Source organism: Flavihumibacter fluminis (assembly GCF_021491375.1).
Classification (GTDB): Bacteria; Bacteroidota; Bacteroidia; order Chitinophagales; family Chitinophagaceae; genus Flavihumibacter; species Flavihumibacter fluminis.
In genome coordinates, this window is the sequence record NZ_JAKEVY010000001.1 from 292,000 (window position 1) to 314,095 (window position 22,096).

Annotated in this window: 19 protein-coding genes; 11 read left to right on the forward strand and 8 right to left on the reverse strand. The window is 40.7% G+C overall.

All coding sequences use genetic code 11. The annotated features are described in order from the left end of the window. Positions 1-5 precede the first annotated feature (5 nt). Together L0U88_RS01270 and L0U88_RS01275 are read left to right on the forward strand one after the other, a co-directional pair. Complete coding sequence (locus tag L0U88_RS01270) at positions 6-1,724, forward strand: amidohydrolase (RefSeq protein WP_234863756.1); 1,719 nt, start codon at positions 6-8, stop codon at positions 1,722-1,724. Between the two features lie 2 nt (positions 1,725-1,726). Continuing rightward, entirely contained in the window at positions 1,727-3,055 is a 1,329-nt protein-coding gene (locus L0U88_RS01275) for a metal-dependent hydrolase family protein (RefSeq protein WP_234863758.1), read from the forward strand. 13 nt (positions 3,056-3,068) lie between these two features. Here L0U88_RS01275 and L0U88_RS21010 read toward each other — a convergent pair whose 3' ends face one another. Together L0U88_RS21010 and L0U88_RS01285 are read right to left on the reverse strand one after the other, a co-directional pair. Further along, positions 3,069-3,677, reverse strand: coding sequence for a response regulator transcription factor (locus L0U88_RS21010; RefSeq protein WP_234863760.1), 609 nt, complete (start codon positions 3,675-3,677; stop codon positions 3,069-3,071). Continuing rightward, positions 3,674-6,757, reverse strand: a complete 3,084-nt coding sequence (locus L0U88_RS01285; protein WP_234863762.1) for a sensor histidine kinase — start codon at positions 6,755-6,757, stop codon at positions 3,674-3,676. Before L0U88_RS01285 ends, L0U88_RS21010 begins: the two co-directional genes overlap by 4 nt. Before the next feature lie 118 nt (positions 6,758-6,875). Here L0U88_RS01285 and L0U88_RS21015 point away from each other — a divergent pair, with 118 nt between their 5' ends. From L0U88_RS21015 to L0U88_RS01300, 3 genes are read left to right on the forward strand one after another with little or no spacing between them, the layout of a single operon-like run. Beyond that, positions 6,876-7,793 carry a GlxA family transcriptional regulator gene (locus L0U88_RS21015; RefSeq protein WP_234863764.1) on the forward strand — a complete coding sequence of 306 codons (918 nt, stop codon included), beginning with the start codon at positions 6,876-6,878 and terminating at the stop codon, positions 7,791-7,793. An 11-nt stretch (positions 7,794-7,804) separates the two neighbouring features. Beyond that, positions 7,805-8,446, forward strand: coding sequence for a DUF1326 domain-containing protein (locus L0U88_RS01295; protein WP_234863766.1), 642 nt, complete (start codon positions 7,805-7,807; stop codon positions 8,444-8,446). Continuing rightward, positions 8,443-9,639 carry an alpha/beta hydrolase-fold protein gene (locus tag L0U88_RS01300; RefSeq protein ID WP_234863767.1) on the forward strand — a complete coding sequence of 399 codons (1,197 nt, stop codon included), beginning with the start codon at positions 8,443-8,445 and terminating at the stop codon, positions 9,637-9,639. The genes L0U88_RS01295 and L0U88_RS01300 overlap by 4 nt, the downstream gene beginning before the upstream one ends. A 17-nt stretch (positions 9,640-9,656) precedes the next feature. Here the strand turns inward: L0U88_RS01300 and L0U88_RS01305 are convergent, their stop codons facing one another. Then, entirely contained in the window at positions 9,657-10,025 is a 369-nt protein-coding gene (locus L0U88_RS01305) for a hypothetical protein (RefSeq protein ID WP_234863769.1), read from the reverse strand. A 106-nt stretch (positions 10,026-10,131) separates the two neighbouring features. On the opposite strand from L0U88_RS01305, the gene L0U88_RS01310 reads away from it, so the two are divergent. Further along, on the forward strand, positions 10,132-10,782 hold the full coding sequence (locus L0U88_RS01310; protein ID WP_234863771.1) for a hypothetical protein: 651 nt from the start codon (positions 10,132-10,134) through the stop codon (positions 10,780-10,782). Between the two features lie 15 nt (positions 10,783-10,797). On the opposite strand, the gene L0U88_RS01315 is transcribed toward L0U88_RS01310, so the two are convergent. Next, positions 10,798-12,018, reverse strand: a complete 1,221-nt coding sequence (locus L0U88_RS01315; protein ID WP_234863773.1) for a glycosyltransferase — start codon at positions 12,016-12,018, stop codon at positions 10,798-10,800. Positions 12,019-12,101: 83 nt separating this feature from the next. On the opposite strand from L0U88_RS01315, the gene L0U88_RS01320 reads away from it, so the two are divergent. The 3 genes from L0U88_RS01320 to L0U88_RS01330 all read left to right on the forward strand — a co-directional run bounded on the left by L0U88_RS01320 (position 12,102) and on the right by L0U88_RS01330 (position 15,753). After that, complete coding sequence (locus L0U88_RS01320; RefSeq protein WP_234863775.1) at positions 12,102-12,977, forward strand: helix-turn-helix domain-containing protein; 876 nt, start codon at positions 12,102-12,104, stop codon at positions 12,975-12,977. A gap of 54 nt (positions 12,978-13,031) precedes the next feature. Continuing rightward, the gene (locus L0U88_RS01325) at positions 13,032-14,909 is read left to right on the forward strand and encodes an alkaline phosphatase family protein (RefSeq protein ID WP_234863777.1); all 1,878 of its coding nucleotides are present in this window, start codon (positions 13,032-13,034) and stop codon (positions 14,907-14,909) included. 94 nt (positions 14,910-15,003) lie between these two features. After that, positions 15,004-15,753 carry a CPBP family intramembrane glutamic endopeptidase gene (locus L0U88_RS01330; RefSeq protein ID WP_234863779.1) on the forward strand — a complete coding sequence of 250 codons (750 nt, stop codon included), beginning with the start codon at positions 15,004-15,006 and terminating at the stop codon, positions 15,751-15,753. Between the two features lie 5 nt (positions 15,754-15,758). Here L0U88_RS01330 and L0U88_RS01335 read toward each other — a convergent pair whose 3' ends face one another. Next, the gene (locus tag L0U88_RS01335) at positions 15,759-17,102 is read right to left on the reverse strand and encodes a serine hydrolase domain-containing protein (RefSeq protein ID WP_234863780.1); all 1,344 of its coding nucleotides are present in this window, start codon (positions 17,100-17,102) and stop codon (positions 15,759-15,761) included. A gap of 435 nt (positions 17,103-17,537) precedes the next feature. Here L0U88_RS01335 and L0U88_RS01340 point away from each other — a divergent pair, with 435 nt between their 5' ends. Both L0U88_RS01340 and L0U88_RS01345 read left to right on the forward strand, forming a co-directional pair. Beyond that, a complete protein-coding gene (locus L0U88_RS01340) occupies positions 17,538-18,521 on the forward strand; it encodes a hypothetical protein (protein WP_234863781.1) in 984 nt (327 codons plus the stop codon). Positions 18,522-18,574: 53 nt separating this feature from the next. Beyond that, a complete protein-coding gene (locus L0U88_RS01345) occupies positions 18,575-19,300 on the forward strand; it encodes a hypothetical protein (RefSeq protein WP_234863782.1) in 726 nt (241 codons plus the stop codon). Positions 19,301-19,399: 99 nt separating this feature from the next. Here the strand turns inward: L0U88_RS01345 and L0U88_RS21205 are convergent, their stop codons facing one another. From L0U88_RS21205 to L0U88_RS01360, 3 genes are all read right to left on the reverse strand, one after another. Beyond that, positions 19,400-19,852 carry an acyl carrier protein gene (locus L0U88_RS21205; RefSeq protein ID WP_234863783.1) on the reverse strand — a complete coding sequence of 151 codons (453 nt, stop codon included), beginning with the start codon at positions 19,850-19,852 and terminating at the stop codon, positions 19,400-19,402. Positions 19,853-19,904: 52 nt separating this feature from the next. Then, positions 19,905-20,741: a maleylpyruvate isomerase N-terminal domain-containing protein gene (locus L0U88_RS01355; RefSeq protein ID WP_234863784.1), complete on the reverse strand. Its 837-nt coding sequence runs from the start codon at positions 20,739-20,741 to the stop codon at positions 19,905-19,907. A 746-nt stretch (positions 20,742-21,487) separates the two neighbouring features. Continuing rightward, positions 21,488-22,096, reverse strand: a complete 609-nt coding sequence (locus L0U88_RS01360) for a zinc ribbon domain-containing protein (RefSeq protein ID WP_234863785.1) — start codon at positions 22,094-22,096, stop codon at positions 21,488-21,490.

Here is a 22,096-nt window from a genome sequence, read left to right on the forward strand (position 1 = left end):
CAATCATGAAACTAAGCATCTTCCTTTTTCCCCTGCTGCTCTTTGCAAGTTGCAGTGAACCGGTTAATAAAGAAACATCCAGTACATCTTCCGATGCTATCTATTTTGGCGGAGATATTCTAACCATGGAAGGCGATAGTGCTCAATATGCCGAAGCTGTTTTAATTCGCGATGGCAAAATACTCTTCGTAGGCCCAAAGGAAGAAGCCATCAACACCGCTGGCGAAAACCCCGAACTGATTGACCTAAAAGGACAAACCCTGCTACCCGGATTTATCGATGCGCATGGGCATCTTTGGATGTCGGGTATTCAGGCAATTGCCGCCAACCTGCTGCCTGCCCCGGATGGCAAAGGAAATGATATTGCCAGCTTAATTGAAATCACTAATCAATGGAAAGCAACCAACACCGATGTAATAAATAAAACCGGTTGGATTTTAGGTTTCGGCTACGATGAAGCCCAACTCAAAGAACAACGTCATCCTACAGCTGCTGATCTCGACAAAATTTCCAAAGACACCCCGGTGCTATTTCTGCACCAATCAGGACACCTGGCTGCTGTCAACACAAAAGGACTTGAAATTTCAGGTATTACTTCTGCAAGCCAGGACCCCAAAGGCGGGGTTATTCAACGCCTCAAAGGCAGCCAGCAACCCAGTGGTGTGCTGGAAGAAACGGCTTTATTTGCTCCTGCTATGGATCTTCTGAGAAAAGTAGACGACAAAGGCAATGAGGCACTGATACTAGCCGGACAAAAATCATATGCCCGCTATGGTTTTACGACAGCCCAGGAAGGTCGTGCTACCAGTGTAGTTTGTGATGCCTACAAACGCATGAGTGAAGCCGGAACTTTACTAATGGATGTCTATGCCTATCCCGATATTCAAATGGGACTCGAATATATGAAAACCAATGGCGTGCAATCCGATTATAAAAATCATTTCAGAATAGCTGGAGTGAAATTAAGTCTGGATGGTTCTCCTTCCGGCAAAACGGCTTATTTGACCAAACCATACAAAGTTCCTCCGCCCGGCATGAAAAAAGATTACAGGGGTTACCCGGCTATTCCCGATACTGCTGTGATCAATAACCTCGTGGAAGAAGCCTTTAAAAACAATTGGCAAATCATTACCCATTGCAATGGTGATGCTGCAGCTGATGCCTATATCCATGCGGTACGATTAGCTGCTGATAAACACGGAAATGAAAACCGCCGAACTGTGATGATTCATGCACAAACCGTACGGGAAGATCAACTCGATTCAATGAAAATACTAGGGATTATTCCCTCTTTTTTCTCCATGCATACTTATTATTGGGGAGATTGGCATCGCGATGAAACCCTGGGCAAAGAACGGGCTTATCGAATATCACCAACTGCATCTACCCGTAGACGTGATCTGATTTTTACCCAGCACCACGATGCACCGGTTGCTTTCCCGGATGCGCTTAGAGTATTGCATGCTACCGTCAATCGCGTGAGTCGCTCGGGTGATATCATTGGACCTGATCAGCGCGTATCTCCCTATATTGCTTTAAAGTCCATTACAGCCTGGGCTGCCTACCAGGGCTTCGAAGAAAATTTAAAAGGAACCATAACCGCCGGAAAGTTGGCAGATTTCGTTATCTTGGATAAGAACCCCTTGAAAATCGACCCACTAACAATCACTGATATTTCTATCAATGCTACCATTAAGGAGGGCAAAACCATTTACAATAAGTAAATATGAAATTTAAGTTGTTACTGGTATTGATTGTTTGCATGGCCGTTGCAGGCAGCACCTTCGCACAAAAAACCATCCTGATTACCAATGTCCAAATCTTCAATGGCAGGGACAATAAAATAAGCCAGGGAAATGTATTGATAACCGGTAATCAAATCACCCGCATTTCTGACAAACCGATACCGGTAAACAAATCTGCCAATACAACCATCATTGATGGAAAGGGCAAATTTTTAATGCCGGGATTAATTGATGCACATGCGCATACGCTGATGGATGCAATTCCCTTACAAGTCGGACTTACCAGCGATATCGGCTATCTGAATTTGTTTGCGGCCGCTTCAGCTGAAAAACAACTGATGCGTGGTTTTACTTCTGTACGGGATGTAGGCGGCCCTTCCTTCAGCCTGAAACGCGCCATTGATGAAGGACTGGTAAAAGGTCCGCGTATTTATCCAAGTGGAGCCACTGTTTCGCAAACAGGAGGACACGGAGATTTTGGTGGCTATACAGATGTGCCTCGGGTATCCGGACAATTATCTTATCTCGAAAGATCCGGGCTTACCATTATTGCAGATGGTGCCGACCAGGTATTGATGCGTACCCGGGAATTACTGCGACAGGGAGCTACGCAAATTAAAGTGATGGCAGGTGGTGGTGTTGCTTCTAATTATGATCCACTGGATGTAAATCAATATACAGAGGCAGAAATTAAGGCAGCTGTTAGTGCAGCAACTGCCTGGAACACCTATGTTACCGTACATGCCTATACGCCTACAGCCATGCAGGCTGCCATCCAGGCAGGGGTAAAATGCATTGAACACGGACAACTAGCCGATGAAGCAACTGCAAAATTGATGGCAGAAAAAGGCATCTGGTGGAGTCTCCAGCCATTTCTGGATGATGAAGATGCCATCCCTTTTCCGGAAGAGTCAGATGCACGCAAAAAACAGCTGACCATGGTACAGGGCACCGACAATGCCTATGCGCTGGCCAAAAAATACAAAATCAAAACAGCTTTCGGCACCGATTGCCTCTTTGATCCCAAACTTGCTGCCCGCCAGGGTGCGCAACTGGCAAAAATGGTTCGCTGGTACACTCCCTTCGAAGTGTTGCGTATGGCTACTTCCAATAATGCAGAACTATTGGCACTCAGTGGTCCACGCAATCCATATCCGTTAAAATTGGGTGTGATTGAAGAAGGCGCTTACGCGGATTTGATCCTGGTGGATGGTAATCCATTGGAAAACATTCAACTCATCGCCGATCCGGATAAAAAATTTCTGCTGATTATGAAAGATGGAATCATCTATAAAAACACGCTCAAATGATTTTAATCCCGGCTTAAAAATTGATTTTATATAAGGTACAAAGATCTACCAATGCCTTATAACTATTGGTAGCTGTTTTTTCATAAATACGTTTCTTGAATGTAGATACCGAATTCATTTTGATGTTGAGGGTATCAGCAATTTGTTTGGTACCCATCCCATTTAATAAATGATGAAGAATTTGCAACTCCCTTACGGTTAGTTCCTGAAAAGGATTTGTTGCCACAACTGGCATTTCCAAACTGGGAAAGGCACTATTTAGAAAATCTGTCAACACCCTGATCACCGTATCATTATCTGATGCTTTAGAGAGAACCCCATAAATATTCAGCGACTTCAGTGCACGGGTGTGAAGGGTCACGGGCTGCATAGAAAATAACATGATTTTTAACGCCGGATACAATTGATTGATATTGGGTAGAATTTCCAGCGCATTGCCATCCGCAAACAATACATCCAATAGCAGGTGCGTAAACTGCTCTTTTCTCAGTTTACTCATCACACTGGAAAGGGAATCGGCCTCGGCTAATTCTATTTCACCAATATCACCCTGGATCAGCATGCACAATCCCCTTCGGATCATTCCGTGATCATCTGCTATTAATAATTTGGGTTTTGTCACACTGAATTATTTTCAATCGTAACTATAGGTAGTATCAATTGCACGGTAGTCCCCCGATTTTTATTACTAATAATATTCAACCGTCCTTTTACAGTTTTCAACAAATCCTTGATTATTTCATACCCTAGTCCGGTTCCTTTTCGGTTGCTTGCATTGGCTGCTGCAATCGTCCGTTCATTTGATAGAATATTGTTGATTTGCTCTTCTGTCATTCCCACTCCCGTATCCTTTACTTCTATTACTATATTTTTTTTCTCCCTACTGCTGCCTACGGAAATCGATCCCTGCTTCGTAAAGTTAATACTGTTCAGAACTAAATTATAAATGATTACCTGTATTAGTTCCATGTATTGATACAACATAAATGGAGCAGGCACTTCATTCAGCAATTGCAGTTTTTTCTGTTTGGCAGAAAATTGTAGGGTCCTGAAAATAGCTTCCACTAACTTATGTAAATCGAATTCCTCCTTCTGCATTTGTATTCCCGGTTGCTGGTAAATGATCCAGTTTAATACCTGGGAAGATAACAACTCCAGTTCTTTGGCGGTCTGCGTAATTTCAGCAATCGTTTTTAGTTGTTCTTCCGATGAAATCGGACGTTTGCTTTCAAGCAGGGCCTTTCCTGCATAATTCATGAATTTAAGGGGTGTGATCACATCGTGATTGATTACCGAAATCAACCTTGTTTTGATTTCGTCATTCTTTTCCAGCTGCTCATTTTTTGCCTGCAGGTCTTTTGTTTTGGCAGCTACCAGGGCTGCCAGTTTGGTTTCCCGTAACCGCGACAATCGTAACTGATTCATGGCATACAGTGTGATGATCCCTGAAACAGCCAGAACTCCCAGCAGCTGGAACCACCATTGCCGGTAAAAGGGTAAATGAACATCGAGCAGGATGTTTCTGTAAGAAAAATTGTTTATACCATATCCATTTAACTTTCGGATTTGCAGTTTATGTTTTCCATAATCCAGGTTGATAAATTCCAACCGGGATTCACCTGCTACAATAGAAAGCGGATGCCAGTCTCCCTGGTCCAGTTTGTATTCCATGTACAGGTTTTCCCTTTTACTCCAGGCGTTCACTCCCAGCACAATGTCCAGCTTGCCGGGCCTGGAAGGCAGGTAAAGAATATTTTCAGGAGGAATGGGAACTTCATTATCATCCAGGAGATATTTGTCGACATAAATTTCTCCGGCAGGCAAAATTTCACGAATACTCAAGGGATCAAACCATAACAAGCCTTCCATGGTTGGAAATGAAAACTGACCATTTTTTAACTGGATTGCACAGGGAGAACATCCACCATTCAATTCCGTAGCTTCCAGTCCGTCATTGGGGCCAAAATAATGATAATAAACCGGAGGTACTATTGATCCTTTTTGAATTTTCATGAATTCAAATGCTTCTATGATATCCGAAAGCGCTGCCTTGAATAGTCCATTATTGGTGCTGATCCAGATAAAATCGGCAGCATCTTTTATAAAGCAGTGTGTGTATTTCAGGTACTTCCTGGTATCCATTGGCATGGGAAAGATCACCCCATCCTTTAATACATAATAACCGCCACCATAGGTGCTAATTAATATATATTTGCCCTCTTTGTGCAAATCGCGGATACAGTTGGAAGCAGTATATAAAATCGTATCCAATTTTCTGGAACCTGTTTCATATAAAAGCAGATAATTGCAGGTGGATAACAGCAATTTTCCAGGCTCCAGCTCTATCATATTTCGCGAGGTATGATGACCGGGTATTCCTTCTTCCAGCAGTTTCTCATTAACTAGTTTTCCATCTTTTACGGTGCCGATACCTGTATGACTCAGAAAATAGTTCCTGCCACCGGATTGGATATAAGCAAAATCGTGCTCCGTATAGGTTGTTTTGAAAAGCAATGTTTCGGAATAATGCTTTTTATCATAATTCAGAATACTATCCTTGCGGGCATAGACCAGTTCTGTCGGATTGATGGAAAATATCCGCTTTGAAAACCCCTTACCCAGGTTGAAGGAATCACGCGTTGGTTGGTCTCCAATGACTTTACCCCTGTCAGTTATAACATTACCATTGGGCAACTCAACCTGGCCATATACTGCGCTACTTTCAAAAGGGGAACTGGTGGATGGTTTTTTAATAGTCAGTCGATCCGGTTGGCTGATATATAACCCCTTCGAATAGGAACCTAAAAACAGGTAACCGCTCCTTTTTTCATACCATGCATAACGGAAATAGGTATCGGCTGGCAGGCCGGATGCAACCTGCTTCAACTGCAAATGAGTCGGATCTTTCTTTTCGAGTATCCAGGCATTACCATCCTGCAACAGCAAAGGAAATTCCATTCCATTTTCCCAGATAAAATTACTGTACTTTTTTAAAGTTAACGGCTTCCCATGTTCATCAATCAGTTCCTGCCGTGTCATTTTTTGCTGTTCGACATCATAGGCAAAAACCTGCGATGCTTTCGTAAAACAATAAAAGTTATTGGCACTCTTAAAAACTCTATTAATTGCAAATCCGGAAACAGGAAGCAACTGTATCGCAGGATGACTTAGCGAAAAATAATACAGATTTCCATCGGACCAGGTTAAACAAGCCGTATCGCTTATGGCAACAGCAGTATTTGAATAAATTGAAAAACCCTTTTTGGGCCAGGGATTCTGATAACAATGTTGGGCGAGCGTATCAGATACCTCAATGGCAGCATAACGGTTGTAATTATTTCTGGCAAATCCACTATCTTTCCTTAGGGTGTAAATATCATTTTCCGCAACACTCAGCAGGTTACCGGATTCACTGGCAACCAGTATTTGTCCCTTGTTATTTTTTTTAACAAACAACAGCCGGTTGGAGCCAAAATCTGGATGGGTAGAAATATCCAATACTTTAAAGGTCAATCCATTGAACCTAAGCAAACCGGCTTCAGTTCCAATCCATAAAAAACCGGTGGTATCATCCCATTGCAAGCCTTTAATTCCATTTGAAGGCAACCCATTGGACGTTGTATAATGGCTAATGATATACTGTCCACTTATAGGAAGTTGAATGAATAAACTAATTAGGAAAAGCAGACTACCGCGAAGCATGTTATAATTTACAAATTTCAAATGGTCCAGCCATTATTGTAAAAATAAGCTTGTCCCTTTAAGACGTTTTATTGTCCACATCAGGAAACTTGCCCTCATTATCTTTGCCTCACTTTACGTGAAAAAAATCGCTTTCATCATACCACCTGCTGTAGAACTGCTGGACCTGGCGGGACCCATGCAGGTCTTCTCAGAAGCCAGCTTTTATGGTTTCGAAGTACAGTTGGAATTTTATTCCATCCAACCCGATACTGCCAGTTCAGTAGGACTTCCTTTCGGAAAATTGCAACCTTATTCAAAAGCAGCTTTGCAGGCCGGGGATTTTATTATTATTCCAGGGGTGCGATTTGAAAGTCTGAAAGTCCTTATCAGCTGGGAAAAAGCATTTTTCCACTGGCTCCGGGATACCGCGCAAAGGGGTATCAATATCTGTTCCATTTGCAATGCTGCATTTTTCCTGGGAGAAGCGGGACTACTAAACAACCGGGAATGTACCACCCACTGGCGAAGAGTGGATGCACTTCAGAAACAATACCCCAAAGCCAGGGTATTAAATGATGTTTTATTTGTAAAAACTGATTCAATCTATACAAGTGCCGGAATCAGCGCTGGCATAGACCTTGCGCTCTCCATACTGGAAGAACTGACCGATCCGCTTTTTGTCAATAAAGTGGCGCGCGGATTGGTGGTCTACTATCGCAGAAGTCATCAACACACACAGCAAAATATTTACCTGGATTACCGAAACCATATCAACCCAAAAGTTCACCAGGTGCAGGATTATTTGGTGGAACAGCTGGCCAGCGAATTATCCCTGGAAAAACTAGCCAACCTGGTGAATACAAGTCCGAGGAACCTGAGCAGAATATTCAAAGAAGCCACTGGTATAACCATTGGCGATTACCTGACCAAACTACGGATTGAAAAGGCTAAAACACTGAAAAATAATCCAGATTATACGATTGAATATATCGCTGCAGCATGTGGCTTTAAATCACCCCGGCAATTACAACGAATTTTAAAATCAACTGATTAAATTTTTCCTGTTTGAAAACGACTACATTACTCTGTACAGCGATGCTATTACTGCTGGCAGGATTTCAGCAAAAAAAGCCAGCACCTAAATGGGCACTCAAAGCCACCTATCATGAAAGCTGCAGTTGCAATGCGCCCTGTCCCTGTCCATTTGGACTACCGATGACCAATTCCTTCTGCAAACTGAACAGTTTACTGGATATTCACGAGGGATACTACAATAACATTAAACTGGATAGTGTTCAGGTAATTCTCAGTGGTTCAGCAGGGCAATGGGGAGAATACTATTTTGCTGAAACAACCAGTAAGGAACAAAAGGAGGCAGTAGAAACCATTCTCAAAATTGTTCGAATCGCGAGTTTTGATACCGTACTGAATAGCAAACGGACTACAATTAACTATGAGAAAACGGAAGATAAAATCAGTTTTTCAACTTCCCATATAAAAGTTGACATGAGTATGGTGAAAGGCAATAATAACCAACCGGTCATTGTGCAAAACTTAAAGGGGAAACTCTTTGAAAATTATATTCCTCATTTATCTCATACTAATATCCGCTCCTTTTCAGATACCACTAATAATTTTTCCTTTAAGAAGAAAGCAGGATTTACTGCTGAATGGAATTTAACCGATTCAAACTTTCAAAATCAATGATTAAGCAAATCAGAACAATCGCGCTCATTTTAGTTGCGCTCGTACTTTCCATTAAAGCGTTTACGCAGCCATCCGATAGTTTAATTGTTATAGGCCAACGTCATACAATACATTCCGCCATTTTGAAGGAAAATCGTACCTATTCTGTGTACCTGCCAGAATCCTACCAAAGAAACTCAGGCAAATCCTATGTAGTTGCCTATGTATTGGATGGGGAAAGAATAAAATTCCTGGAAGTTGCCGGAATCGCTCAATCCATGCACTCCGCCATGAACCTCAAATTACAAATCCCTGAACTCATCCTTGTTTCCATAGAAAACATCGATCGTACCCGGGATTTCACACCCACCAATTCCACGAATTACCTGGATCGGGATGATATAGCTGCTTTTAAAACCAGTGGCAAAGCAACTAATTTCATGCAGTTCATAGAAAAGGAATTAATGCCGGAGATTAATAAAAACTATCGGACGGTACCGCAATCTATGATTATTGGCCATTCTGCAGGCGGACTCTTTGGTTTGCATTGCCTCCTGGAAAATCCAGACCTGTTCAGCTATTATTTATTGATTGATCCTGCCTGGTTTTGGGATCGTAACTATATAGGAAAAAGAGGGAAGGAAATCCTGGCAAAAAAGAAGGACTTGAAGGCAAGAATCTTTATCGCACTAGCCAACAATCTCCAGGATGATAAAAGGCATTATGAATGGGGACAGGAATTCTACCAACTACTCAAGGAAAATAAATCGCCGGAATTGTATGCTGACCTCAAATATTTTGATGATGAAAAACACCTGACGGTAACCGTGCCTGCCACTTATTATGGACTTCGTTCCATTTTTCGGCCCTTCGAAATTGATTTAAATGAGGTGACAAAAGACCCCGGTGTATTGGCTAATTATTCAGCCACTATGAAAAAAGAGTTATTCCTCGATACCAAACCCGACGAGCGTTTTGTAAACACCATTGGATATGTAGCCCTGCACGACCGCCAGCTTCCGGATATAGCGGTTACTATTTTCGAGATCAATACTAAAAATTATCCGAAATCCTTAAACGTGTGGGACAGCCTGGCCGATGCCTACCTGGCAAAAGGGTATAAAGACAAAGCCCGGAAATGTTATGAAACGATCCTGAAGCTTTCCCCCACCAACACCCAGGCAAAAAAGAAGTTGGAGGCATTGAATAAATAGGTTAAAGAACCCTGAAACTAACTGAATGCAACCATGGCACTACTAATTAGTTGAATCAGTGCAACAGGTGCCCAGATCCTTTCGATTTTGCTAGGGGTGATTGAGTTTAAAATAGTTCCTACGAGGGCAAACAGAACTACTACCCAAATGGCAATACTGGAATAGAATAGCAACTCAGGAAAGACCAATCCAGCTCTGATTACTACTATCATAATCAGCACCAATAACACAATAGCATTAAGAATGGCAACCCATCTCATTTTGGATGGGTATTTTCCTGGGAATTTACCTCCCATAGAAGCTGCCCCCCAGGGAAGACCGATAGCCAGACACAATTGAAAAAGAACTACGAGCAAGGTCGCAAGGGTAAATACTAAAGCCGCCATCAAACCAATTTTATTTGTCAAATTAAACAAATCGCTGAATTAGAAATTACCAAAGGATAATTGTTGCTGCTTTTCAATAAAATAAATTTGAGGTTAACTTAAGCCTATGAATAAAATAACTGCTGTACTCCTCTCGATGTTGTTGGTTGCAAGTTCCCTATCCGCGCAAAAAACGCTTCGATTCGCTCAATTGCATAAAAAAGGGAAATTGGTTGCGGTGAATCGGGTGATAAGTATTGAATCCGATGAACTGTCAGATTATATCAAAATTTCGGAAGCAACTGGAGAAGGAATAATCTGGTTGCCCATTGAAAATAGTACAACTGGCTCTTTCACCTTAGAGTTAAGAGGGAAAGATGAGCTGCAGAAAAGTTTTGTTGGCCTGGCGTTCAGCGGACAAAATGATTCAACCTACGAAGCGGTGTATTGCCGTCCCTTTAATTTCCTTGCTTCTGATTCGGTTCGAAAAATTCATGCTATCCAATACATCGCTCATCCGGAATTTACCTGGAAGAGACTCAGAGACGAACGGAATGCAGAATTTGAAAACCCCATCCAATTTCCTCCGGAGCCCAATAACTGGTTTAGTATGACCATACAGGTTACTGAGAAGGAAGTTATTGCCCTGATAAATGGAAATGTCAATCCGGCTTTAAAAGTGAAGCGCCTCCGTACTGCTCAAGCTGGTAAGGTTGGAATTTTCCTCGGTTCCGGCAGTGGAGGAGATTTCAGAAAATTGGTTTATTCAACGAATTGAGGCAAGGGGTATAAACTAGTTGAAAAGTTCAGCAATCGTTCTTTCCAGCCCATTCTCCTTCTTAATGACAACCTGCTGTTGTTTTGCGTTGTCATACAATGCCTCGTTGCCCAACAACTCACGCACACTATCCAAAAACTGTTGCCGACTCAATTTACTTAAAGGGATGGGCTTAACTCCTACCCCTTTTTTATATGCCTGAACACCCCAGAACTGCTGATCCCCAATTGGGTGCAAGATGGGGCAAATCAGAAAAGGTTTTCCGGCTCTTAAACATTCTGAAGTGGTTCCAATGCCCCCATGATGAATGATCGCCTTTGCCAACGGGAATAACTTTTCATAAGGAGCAGCGCCAATTACTTTTACATTGGGATTATGCTCCAATCGGGCAGTATCTTCCAGTCCCCACCCTTTTATTACGATAAACCTGCAACCAGTTTGTTCCACAGATTGAAGGATGGCTTCCTGTAGATCAAACCTGCTTTTGAAAGGCATGCTGCCAAATGTCAGAACTAAGGGAGGAGTTCCAGATTGAATAAAATCCAGCAGATCAGTTGGCAGTTCCTGCTTTGACATGCCGTACCAAAAACCAGCAAAGGTCGATTGTGCCGGAAAGTCTGGGGGTACCGGCAGAAAACCAGGACTGATACCATATATATTTTTCACCGGTGGCACGATAAACTTCTTAGGCAGATTACAGGATGCCCGAAATTTACCAATAGGATTAGATAACAACCGAATGCTCAAATTGGAAAAAGTATAACTGATCCGGTTCAGAAAGGAAGGAATCGGTAACCCACTAAATGCCGGGTTGGCAAAAGCAGCAGTAGGTTCTACAATTGGTAAAACTGAGGCACGGATCATTTTCTGCGGAAACTGATCAGCAAAACTATCCGCCAGTGTTTTGACATGATATAAAACAAGATCACTTTCCTTAGCCAATTGATAAAACGCAATAAGAGAATTGGTGATCAATGGATACACCCAATTGTTTAAATTACGGCGAATCGCAAAGGGATTACCCTTCATCATTTTTTTCCCTTCTTCGGAATTCAATACCTCCTGAAAATCTGCCTCTACAGGAAGAAACTGGATACCATGATCGCGAACCAAAGGTTCAAAGTTTTTGGCAGTTGCCAAGGTTACTTCATGTCCCCGACGTTGAAGTGCCTCGCCCAAAACAGCATACGGCTGCACATCTCCACGGGTACCCATGGTCAATATTGCTATCTTCAATGCTTAATTTTAATCTTAGAACAACTAAATTAACTACTTATCAAGTTCCATTTTTTACCACTCTTCCAATTTTCAAGCCTTGCATGAAAACATTCCATTTCCTTAAAAACAAATACGGGGCAGAGATCCTGATGGATATTGGCAAGTACGATGATATCCCTGCCTATTATTTTGAGGACAATTTACATACTACGGATTTTTATGAAATTGTTTTCTTTCTCAAAGGTAATGGCTACCTGGAACTGGATCACCAGCAAATAAAACTCAGAAACCACACCATCCTCTTTCTCTCACCTTACCAAAAAAGGCGCTGGTTCTTAGATAAAAGCAAAATTGATTGTTATTTTCTGCTCTTCCAGGATGGATTTCTATCGAGTTTTTTTTCAGATAAACTCTTCACTTATAAACTTCAGTTTTTCTACAACAAATCCAATCCCTTATTCATTCAGCCGACTCCGGAATTTACGAATCAGCTACACAGTTTGCTGCGGGATTTGCACACTGAAATCAGGCATTACCGGCCAGACAGTGAACACATGACCCGTTCCATCCTCTATTATATATTGATCAAACTGAACCGGGCCTATGCCGCAGAATACCAGCTCTCCTCTCAAATGGAAAGCAATACCATCGCCTTCGCTTTTAAAAAACTGGTACAGGAACAAATTGAAAAACAACGGGGCATCGATTTCTATGCCAGGAAACTGGGCATCAGCCGCGTTTCATTAAATGCCATCATCAAAAAACAATTCGGCATAACCGTATCCGAAATGATCCAGGAATACATTCTGGTGGAGATTAAATCCAAACTCTCTTATACCAGTCTGAGTGTAAAAGAAATCGCAGATCAGTTGAATTTTTCAGAGCCCCATCACCTCTCGCGATTTTTCAAAAAAAGAACCGGACTATCACCCAAAGACTTCAGAACTACTTATCAAAATGGTAGGTCTGTTTCCTGATTGGTAGGTACCTGCCACTGATTTTACAGGAGTTTTGTTTGCCTAATTCTTTTTATGGCAAGATTACTTTTCCTCTTCCTTCTTTTCCTCCAAACCACTGTAGTTGCCCAATCCAACAAACCACGCGTTCTACTGATTTCAATAGACGGATTACCAGATTACCTGCTCGACCGCTACCTGGATCAGGGAATTCTGCCACCCAATGGAGCATTTGCTACCATCCGCAAAAAAGGTGCTTATGCACAAACCGTCTATCCAATCAATGTTGCTTCCACCGGCCCGTCGCATATCTCCATTTTTACAGGTGCAAGTCCCGCTCAAACAGGCATTGTCGGTAACAGTTTCCGACATATTGAACAAGGATGGAACACTCCTTCCCTATCCGCCTTTCGACAACCCATAGCCGCAGAAACCATCTTTCAGGCTGCCATGCGGCAAGGCAAAAAAGTGATGGCATTGGGTGGTGTAGGCATCGACAACAGCAGTGTTTCCAGAATGACCGATTACTTTCTGAAGTATCCCGAAAAAACCGGCCCATCTATCTTTATTGATTTAAAACCTGGCGATTCAGGCTTCCTGGTAAAAGAAGCTTTCTATAAAAAGATGGAGCCTGTAAACGCTCAACCGATTCCTATCTTACAATTGTCCGGCCAGCTCCAGGTACCACTTTATTTCTATCTAACCGATTCCGCTCACAATGAGGCCAATATCCTTCGACCACTAAAACAACTGATCGTAGATACGGATACTGATCCTTCCAATGGGCATGCAGCTGCGTTGGTGCCGGATACCTGGACGACCCTGCAATATCACACGAAGGATAAAATGTATTCCACTTCTCTTCGCATCCTGCAGCACGATGAAAGGAATAATTTTTACAGGGTCTTTATTAACGCGCCGGCTGAACTGGTGCTGTATCCGGAATCCTTTCAACAGCAACTACAGCAAAGCTGCGGATGCTGGCCAGGGGAGCCGGAGAACCTCAAACAAACAGCCGGACTTGTTTCTGAAGCCACCTGGCTGGAACAGGTGGATCAGCTGGCATTGTATTTCAGGAATTGCATCCTGGCAGGCATGCAGGCGGCGGACTGGGATTTGCTCTTTGGTTATTTCTCCACCCTGGATGATGTGCAACATCGATATACCCTGACAAATCCGCGCCAGCTGGATTATTACGCGGAAAATGGAAAGCGCAAGCAGCGATATGCATCTATCGTGGAGAAATATGTTCAATTGATCGATCGGTATCTAATGGAAATAATGCAAGCCGCGCCTCCAGGCACTAACATCCTGTTGTTTTCGGATCATGGTATGATTCCCATTCACAGCACCTTGCTGCTCTCCAATTACCTGGAAAAACAAAATTTTTATGTATCCAGAGGAGAACTGAAAGCCATTAGCAGTGGCAATTCGGCACATATTTACCTGAACAGGGAAAAGATCCCGGAAGCGCAGCGAAACTTGTACCTGGAGCAATTAACCAGACAATTGAAAGCACTCACCGATTCTGTAACAGGTCAACCTATCTTTGAACTAGTCGCCAACCAGCAAGAACAGCAACAATACGGACTCTACCACCCTGCTTATTCAGGGGATCTGTTTGTAAGTTGTAAAAGCGGTTACTCACTCTCAGACAGGCTTCTGCCTGAAGTACCTTACCTGGTGAACAATACATTTGACCTAAACCTGCTTGCTGACGCCAACCAGGCCACCCGTGAGTTTTTGTTGAAAGGAACCATGAATGAAACCGGCAGAGGGGTACATGGCAATCTGGCTAAGCTAAGAGAAGGGCAGTCGATATTTTATGCTATTGGTCCGGCTATCCCGGCCACTGAACTGTCCCCCATTTCTGCCTTACAAATTGCGCCCAGCATTGCCCGGATACTGGGAATTCAGCCTCCCATGCAGGCAAAAGAAAAATCGATTTGGTAATAGAATTACCGTATGGTAAAAAATTAATACGATCAGTTCCATGTTGCATAAAGCAGGATGCATTGGATTATATTTATCTCACAACCGATGTTTAATGAAGGATCAGTATAGTTTACAAAAAATACTATTGATCTGGGCAGCTTCAGCTTTACCAATGGGTATCCTGGCTTTTGTAATAACTCCAAAATTGGCTGTATTGACCAATTGGGATCCCTTGATGATATATTGGATAGCAATCAATGTGGGATTAATCTGGCAATTTGTACTGTCCCTTCTTATTCTTAAAAATGAAGGGCATACGCTCTGTTTACAGTTAATAAAAACAAGATTAAACTATAAAAAACCAGTTCATCCAATAACCGGCAAGTCGGGTTATTGGCTCTTATGGTGGACCGTTCCTTTTATCCTGATAAGCATCTTTCTACAAACCGGTCTGTTTACGTTGCCTGATGTTGATAGTACATTACGCCCTCTTTACAAGGATTTAATAACCTATGATTTATCAACATTAAATACTCCAAATTACAAAGGGGCCTGGTGGTTGCTGGGATTATACCTGCTTACTTGTATGTTTAATTATTTATTAGGCGAAGAAATGATCTATCGTGGAATCTTATTGCCGAAAATGCAGGGGGTATTTGGAAAATGGGATTGGTTTTTTAATGGTATCTTATTTGGACTGTATCACCTGCACAAACCTCAGGTTATTGTTTCTACTGCACTTTATTTTGGGTTCGTATTTGCTTTCCCATCCAAACTCTTTCAATCCAATTGGATGGCTGTGATAATACACGGACTGGAAGGTATTTTAGGAATCGTTCTAGTTCTGGGAATAATCTTATAACATGGTTAAGGACGGAGTTTAGCCTCTGTTTTCACACCTCCTTCAATAAGATAAACACGCTGAATTTTTCGGTTTGCATCAAAAACATACTCCAGCTGGATATCAATATCCGGCTCCGTTACGAATAATTTAGTTTTTGATTCAGGTCGTAGTTCTAACTCTCTTCCCATATTCAGGAGTAGTCTTCCCTCCTTTTCAACAACTTCAAAAGGAAAGGGCGTTTCGAACTTAGCTTCAAAATCTTTCAGATTCGAAATGTTTATTTTTTTGTGCTTGTATGGAATAACAATTTGTTTATCAAATAATACACCCGCAAGTCCCTTTGCCAAAAAATCAAGATTGGTTTCTCGGTTAGAAAGAATAATAATGGAACTTTTGTTGTGTGGAAAATAAATCATAGAAGAACTATAACCAGGGATATTCCCATTATGTGAATAGGTCTTATGATCAAATAAATAATCGATAAAAATGCCGTATCCGGCACCTTTGACTGGCTGATTGGGTGTATGCATTTTGGAATACAATTCCCGTTTCAACAATTTCCCTCCATGAAGTGCCTGGTTCCATTTAAATAAGTCGGTCACAGTTGAAACCAAACCACCGTGACTATGTACATAGTTATACGGAACTTTAGATTCTGATCTTAATTCAGGGAAAATTCCGCTATATCCATAGGCTTTATTAGGCAGTATGGAATCCTGGTATAAAACCCTGCTCTGCTTCATATTCAGCTCTTTGAAGAATGTCGATTTAATATACCTGTCGTATTGTTCATCGGTGATAAGTTCCAATATATAACCAAGTAACACATAATTGGTATTGCTGTAGCCCCAAAAACTACCCGGCGAAAAGTTTAATGGCAGCCTTTTGATTTGATTAATAATAGTGTCTCGTAATACTTCATGTGGATTGGAAAATTCCCGGTCAAACAGCTCAGGATACTGAGAAAATTCTTTTATACCTGATGTATGATTCAGCAACATATGAATAGTAATGCTATCCCCTTTGGGGAAATCAGGAAAGAATTTGGTGATGGGATCGTCCAACGTAAGCATCCCCTGTTCCGCCAACTGCAATATTGCCACTGCAGTAAATTGCTTGGTTAATGAGGCAATGGGAAATTTAGAATACGTGGTATTGGGAACAGACCATTCCCGATTGGCTGAACCGAAACCACTCTGGTAAATGATCTTATTGTCTTTCGAAACCAGGATAGCGCCATTAAAATTATAGGTTTTAGCAAAAGCTGAAGCATACTTATTCAGCAGTATCTGCTCCCTGGTGTTGCTTTGACTGAAAAGGGATAAGGCGGTCCCAAAGCACAAAAAGACGAATAGGATTTTCTTCATAAAAGGGGGTTACTGTCAAAACGAAGCAGCTTGTACATTATTGTAATCTGTTATTCAGAATAGAAAAGGATCGTTTATTAAAAGCCCCCCCAATCGGTCAATTCTTTTAAACAAGAAACCATTTTAACGGCACATTGAAAACCACTAATCTGAACCTCATCCGGGAAGGCATGCATTAAAGAACTGCTATAAAAGCTTAACAACAACCGGTATTCCATCCATGATGGAGTAACTGGCACCTTTACATTCCACAGGCAATGAAAGAGGAACAAACCCAACAGAGATAAAAAAGGAGATATTCAGGTTACATTGGAAGCAGGTAAGACTTACCAAATCAATTACTTACCATAAGGTAACGTATCGGTTACCCTTATATTTTAACTTGAAATAAAATATACGCCAATGCCCCATAGGAGGATAATCTGTTTTGGAATCATGCTTTCTATATTATTTAGCAGTTTTCTCAACGTTTATGGTTCAACCCCTCCTTTGATGCGTTATCAGGATAAGATCAGGATACGGGAAGCGATCCATATATCAAAACAATACAGCGAACAGATTTGGAAAAATATGCAGCAATTACCTTTTGTAGTATTGCTGGTTACAGACAGTACGGAGTTCCTGATTCACCATCCTTATCCTTCCTCAGATTTTCAACTCTCAGAATATGATTCCATTCTGAAAACAAGGATCTATTTCCGAGCCAGGCGATTCTCTAATAAGCTGCTCGCAACTTTTCCGGCAGTAAATGGAGTACCCTGCATCGTTATTGGGTTACCAGAAAAAACAAATAAATCATCCAGTGAATGGACCATTACTTTATTGCATGAACATTTCCATCAGTATCAATTTTCTTCAAAGGGATATTACCAGGATGTTGAAGGATTGAATTTATCCCGCGGCGATTCAACCGGTAGTTGGCAATTAAATTATCCCTTTCCTTATAAAGATGAAAAAATCGTCCTTCAATTTAACCGATTTAGAACTGCCTTGCAGGAAGCTGTTTTGAATAGAATGAATAAACGCTTTGATCGATACTTCAAAATTTACTGGAAAGAAAGGGACAAGTTGAAAAAAATTCTGAAACCTGCTGATTATAAGTACTTATCCTTTCAGATTTGGCAGGAAGGTATTGCCAGGTATACTGAATATAAATTTCTAACCTTCCTGAATGATTACACTCCTTCTACTGAAATGAAATCGCTCCCTGACTATACACCTTTTCCTGACCTGAGAGATACACTCTTCAAAAATGAAACAGGCTTTCTAAATAAAATGAACCTATCGGCAGATAAAAGAGTTTGTTTTTATTCAATCGGATTTACCGAAGCATTATTACTTGACAAAGAAAATGAACAGTGGCGACAATACTATTTGACTGATAAATTTTTTATCGAAAACTATTTCCGAAAATTATAAAATGAATGTAACAAAAATGGAGTTGGATCGTCCTAGAAAAAACCTATTGAAACATGGACAATACATCTATCCAAAACGAACTGATCAAATTAAAAAGATCGCATGCACGAACTAAGCAACTCTATTTGGGATCCTTACTTTTAATGGTGATTGCAATTGTAACGGTATCCTTTACCAAACTCAATCGCTTTGATCTTATACGCGCAAAAGGCATTATAATAGAAGATGCCAATGGGAAAGACAGAATCCTTATAGGCGCGCCTGTCCCCTCGTCCAAAAACCGGGTTCGAACAGATACCGCATTGGTAAGAAAACATTGGGCCAGCCAATTCGATGACCCCAATCAATATATGGGCTGGTATAAAAGGTATAAAAATTCATCCAATGGCATCATCTTTATGAATGAAGAAGGATTTGATGAGGTATTGATCGGAGAAGATTTAGCAGATGCCAATGCGGGAGTGCGGATGTACAAAATTTCAGGTATCCTCTTTAACAATAAAAAAGGATGGGAACGCGGTGGCGCTGGAGTAAATACCAGCGCAGATGGCAAAACCCGGCAAGGTGTTGGTTTTGATGATGAATCTGGAGAAGCTATGCACATGCTGACCCTGGAAGATGGAAGTAAAGCGCTCATCATTGCGGACGAAAAAGGAAGCCTCCGGATTGGCATGTCTCAGAAACCTGGGGAACTCTTCCAAAACAAAGAATCTTTTACCGGAATCAAGTATTTCAATAATCAGGGAAAACTGGTCTGGGAACAGCAGATGAAACCATAAATAGTAAAGTTTAATCAATTCCCAGGTCAGCTGTAAACGATTTTTCAGGAGTGACTTCATAATAGTTCACTCCTGTTTTTTTTACCGTGATAGCATACACTACTGCATAGATCTCATAACACAAATAGCATCTATAAATTGCTTTACAGTTATTAAACGCCAGTCATACAAGGGAATCCAATGAACTGCCTTAATTAACTTGTTCAGGAATTTAGTTCTATTCTCTTTGATTGTTTCCGGTTTGGGAACCTTGATTTGCAATTCACTGACAAAAGCATCCCAGCTTTCTTTATTCTCAGGCGAAAGGTAAGAGGATATAAAATCTGAAGGATTAATCGGGTCCGAAGTTATCTCCAACTTAATAAGGGCATAATTGACGCGTTCCAAAATAACATCTCGCAAATCAGCCGTTTCATCCTTAATATTCAGCAGATTTGCAACAGTATCAACCATTTGCTGAACAGTGTATATTTTCTCTGCTTCTGAATCGGATATAGTTATCTCGAAGTAATCTTCAATGTCCATCAATAATTCTACACTGTCAAGCCCCATAATACCATTTGGATGTAATATATCAAACAATATAAGTAAAAACCTATTGGCATTACGCCATAAAAGCAACCATGTGTAGTGCTTGTTTTGCCAGGTTACAATCGCCAGCCATTTTTACTTTTTCTATTACCTGTTCTGGCCTCCAACTTTTTGAAAACAACTTCCAGGCAGTTTCAGGATCAATAAATAGTTTAGAGTTTGCCTTAAGGTGATAGCTTTTGTCCAGATTCCAGCCATTTTCTGTTTTGATGATACTCCAAATTCCACCAATATCTGTTGTGACTTCTATTGAAACTATTGTTCCGGTTTCTGCTTCCACCTCCTTGTAGGTATGAGGAAAGGCAAACATTAAGGTATCTATAAAAGGATAAAACAAATCCCTGGTCATAATACCTGGTTTACCAACGGTATCCCGGATTTGTTGTTGATGTAAAAACTTCTCTGTGTATTCTCTGGCTATATGAAACCAGTTGGGAGAAGTTTCTTGTCCCGCCCAGGCAACAGAAAAAACGGCGTCATCAAAAGAAGATAGTGTTTTCAGATGTTCATAATATGCTTTCCCTGTACTCTCTAAAAGATCCGTAATTACCTGCGGACTTAATCTTTTAGTGGCATTAGTCCAGGACATATTTAATTGATTCAGGAAATCTACAATATCTTGATACGAGTGAATATTTTCAGGTTTTTCCCCGAAATAATTATCTCTTGAAATAGATAAGCCTCTTAAATTACCATCCAGCAAATGAGCTGCCACATCCTTTACTTTCCAACGCTTGGCAACTGTTTGCATATTCCATTCATCGGCTGTAAGTGAATGTAAAAGCTCCATCAGTTTTGCGTCTAGAATGGGGAAAAGATGGATCGTTTCTATTATTGTATCAATGCTCATTCTACATATTTTATTTTACAACAATGAATAAGTGTAAATGTCAAGCAATTCGTGTCAAGTTATGTTGCACCAATTCTTAAACTTCCCAAACTATAATTTACTTCAATCAACTCATTTATCAATTATTTCATACTACATGAAAATTTACAGTAATCATCATTATTGTGTCATACACCCTAATATTATTATCTTGTAAGTCAATAGGAAATAGTACCAGGGAGTATATGGAGAAATCTTATAAAATAATTTTCACCTTTGTTATTATCTTCTTAATTACACATCTAACAGGCTGGTTAATTTTTGTTCTTAACCCAATAAAATTCCCAGAGTACATACCCAAAACCCCATTAAACATTTCCGGTATTTTTATTTTGATTACTACGATCTATATTTGGATTCAGTATATCAAAATAATGATGCGGTATTATAGTGAAATTGGATTTGGTATTGTAATGCAACAAGCTCTATTCATTAGTTTTATTTCCGGTCTTTCCTATCAATTAGTAAGAATATCCTATATAGGAAATTTAAGTGGATCGGATAAATTCGTGTTATTTTTTAATTCTGTAATTACATCCGCTTTATTTAGTACAGGTGTTGCCTTCCTGGTTGCCTCAAAAATGCTACGAAAGGATTCAAAACTATTTTATACTGGATTAATCCTAATAATTCTATTAGGGCACTTACTTGCGATTTATTTTAGATAATATAAAATCAATTTTTTACAGGAAATAGCCGGTAATATTTTAGTCTCTCTCTACTCTTATGATCTCCCCTTTGTCCAATCTGCTTTTTAAATCTGCTTTCAACATCGGCACATGCTCCTGAATAAATGATTTTTGTCCTTTACGTTTTAATTCTGAAAGCCCCCTGGATTTATTCGTCTCATATTCATTCATAAAAAGGAAAACCGTATCTCCAACCACCTTGTCAACTTTAAATAGTGTATAATGCTTGTTTGCCAACCTAACTTCATAAATATCTCCTCGCATGGGATTCTCTATAAATTCAGCATATTTTTTATCATTTTGCTTCCCTACAACGGAGCCCCAGGTAATTAAAAGCGCAATCAGGGCAATGCCGGAAAACGTCCAAACGGGAGTTTTACTGCCGGATTTTAAGTTGTTATAACTGGCTTTCAGGTTTTCTGAAAATTCCTTTTTTTGTAAAACCTGTTTACAATTAGAACATTGGGTGGCACCGGTTTTACCTATTGGAAAAAATGGGATCCAATAAACATGGGCATATTTCTGGAATACTACCATTTCCAAACTATTCGACGTTCCGCAATTGGAACACTTATCAAAAAGGCTTTCTTTTCCGATTTCTGTTGCCTTACTTCCGTAGAATATCAT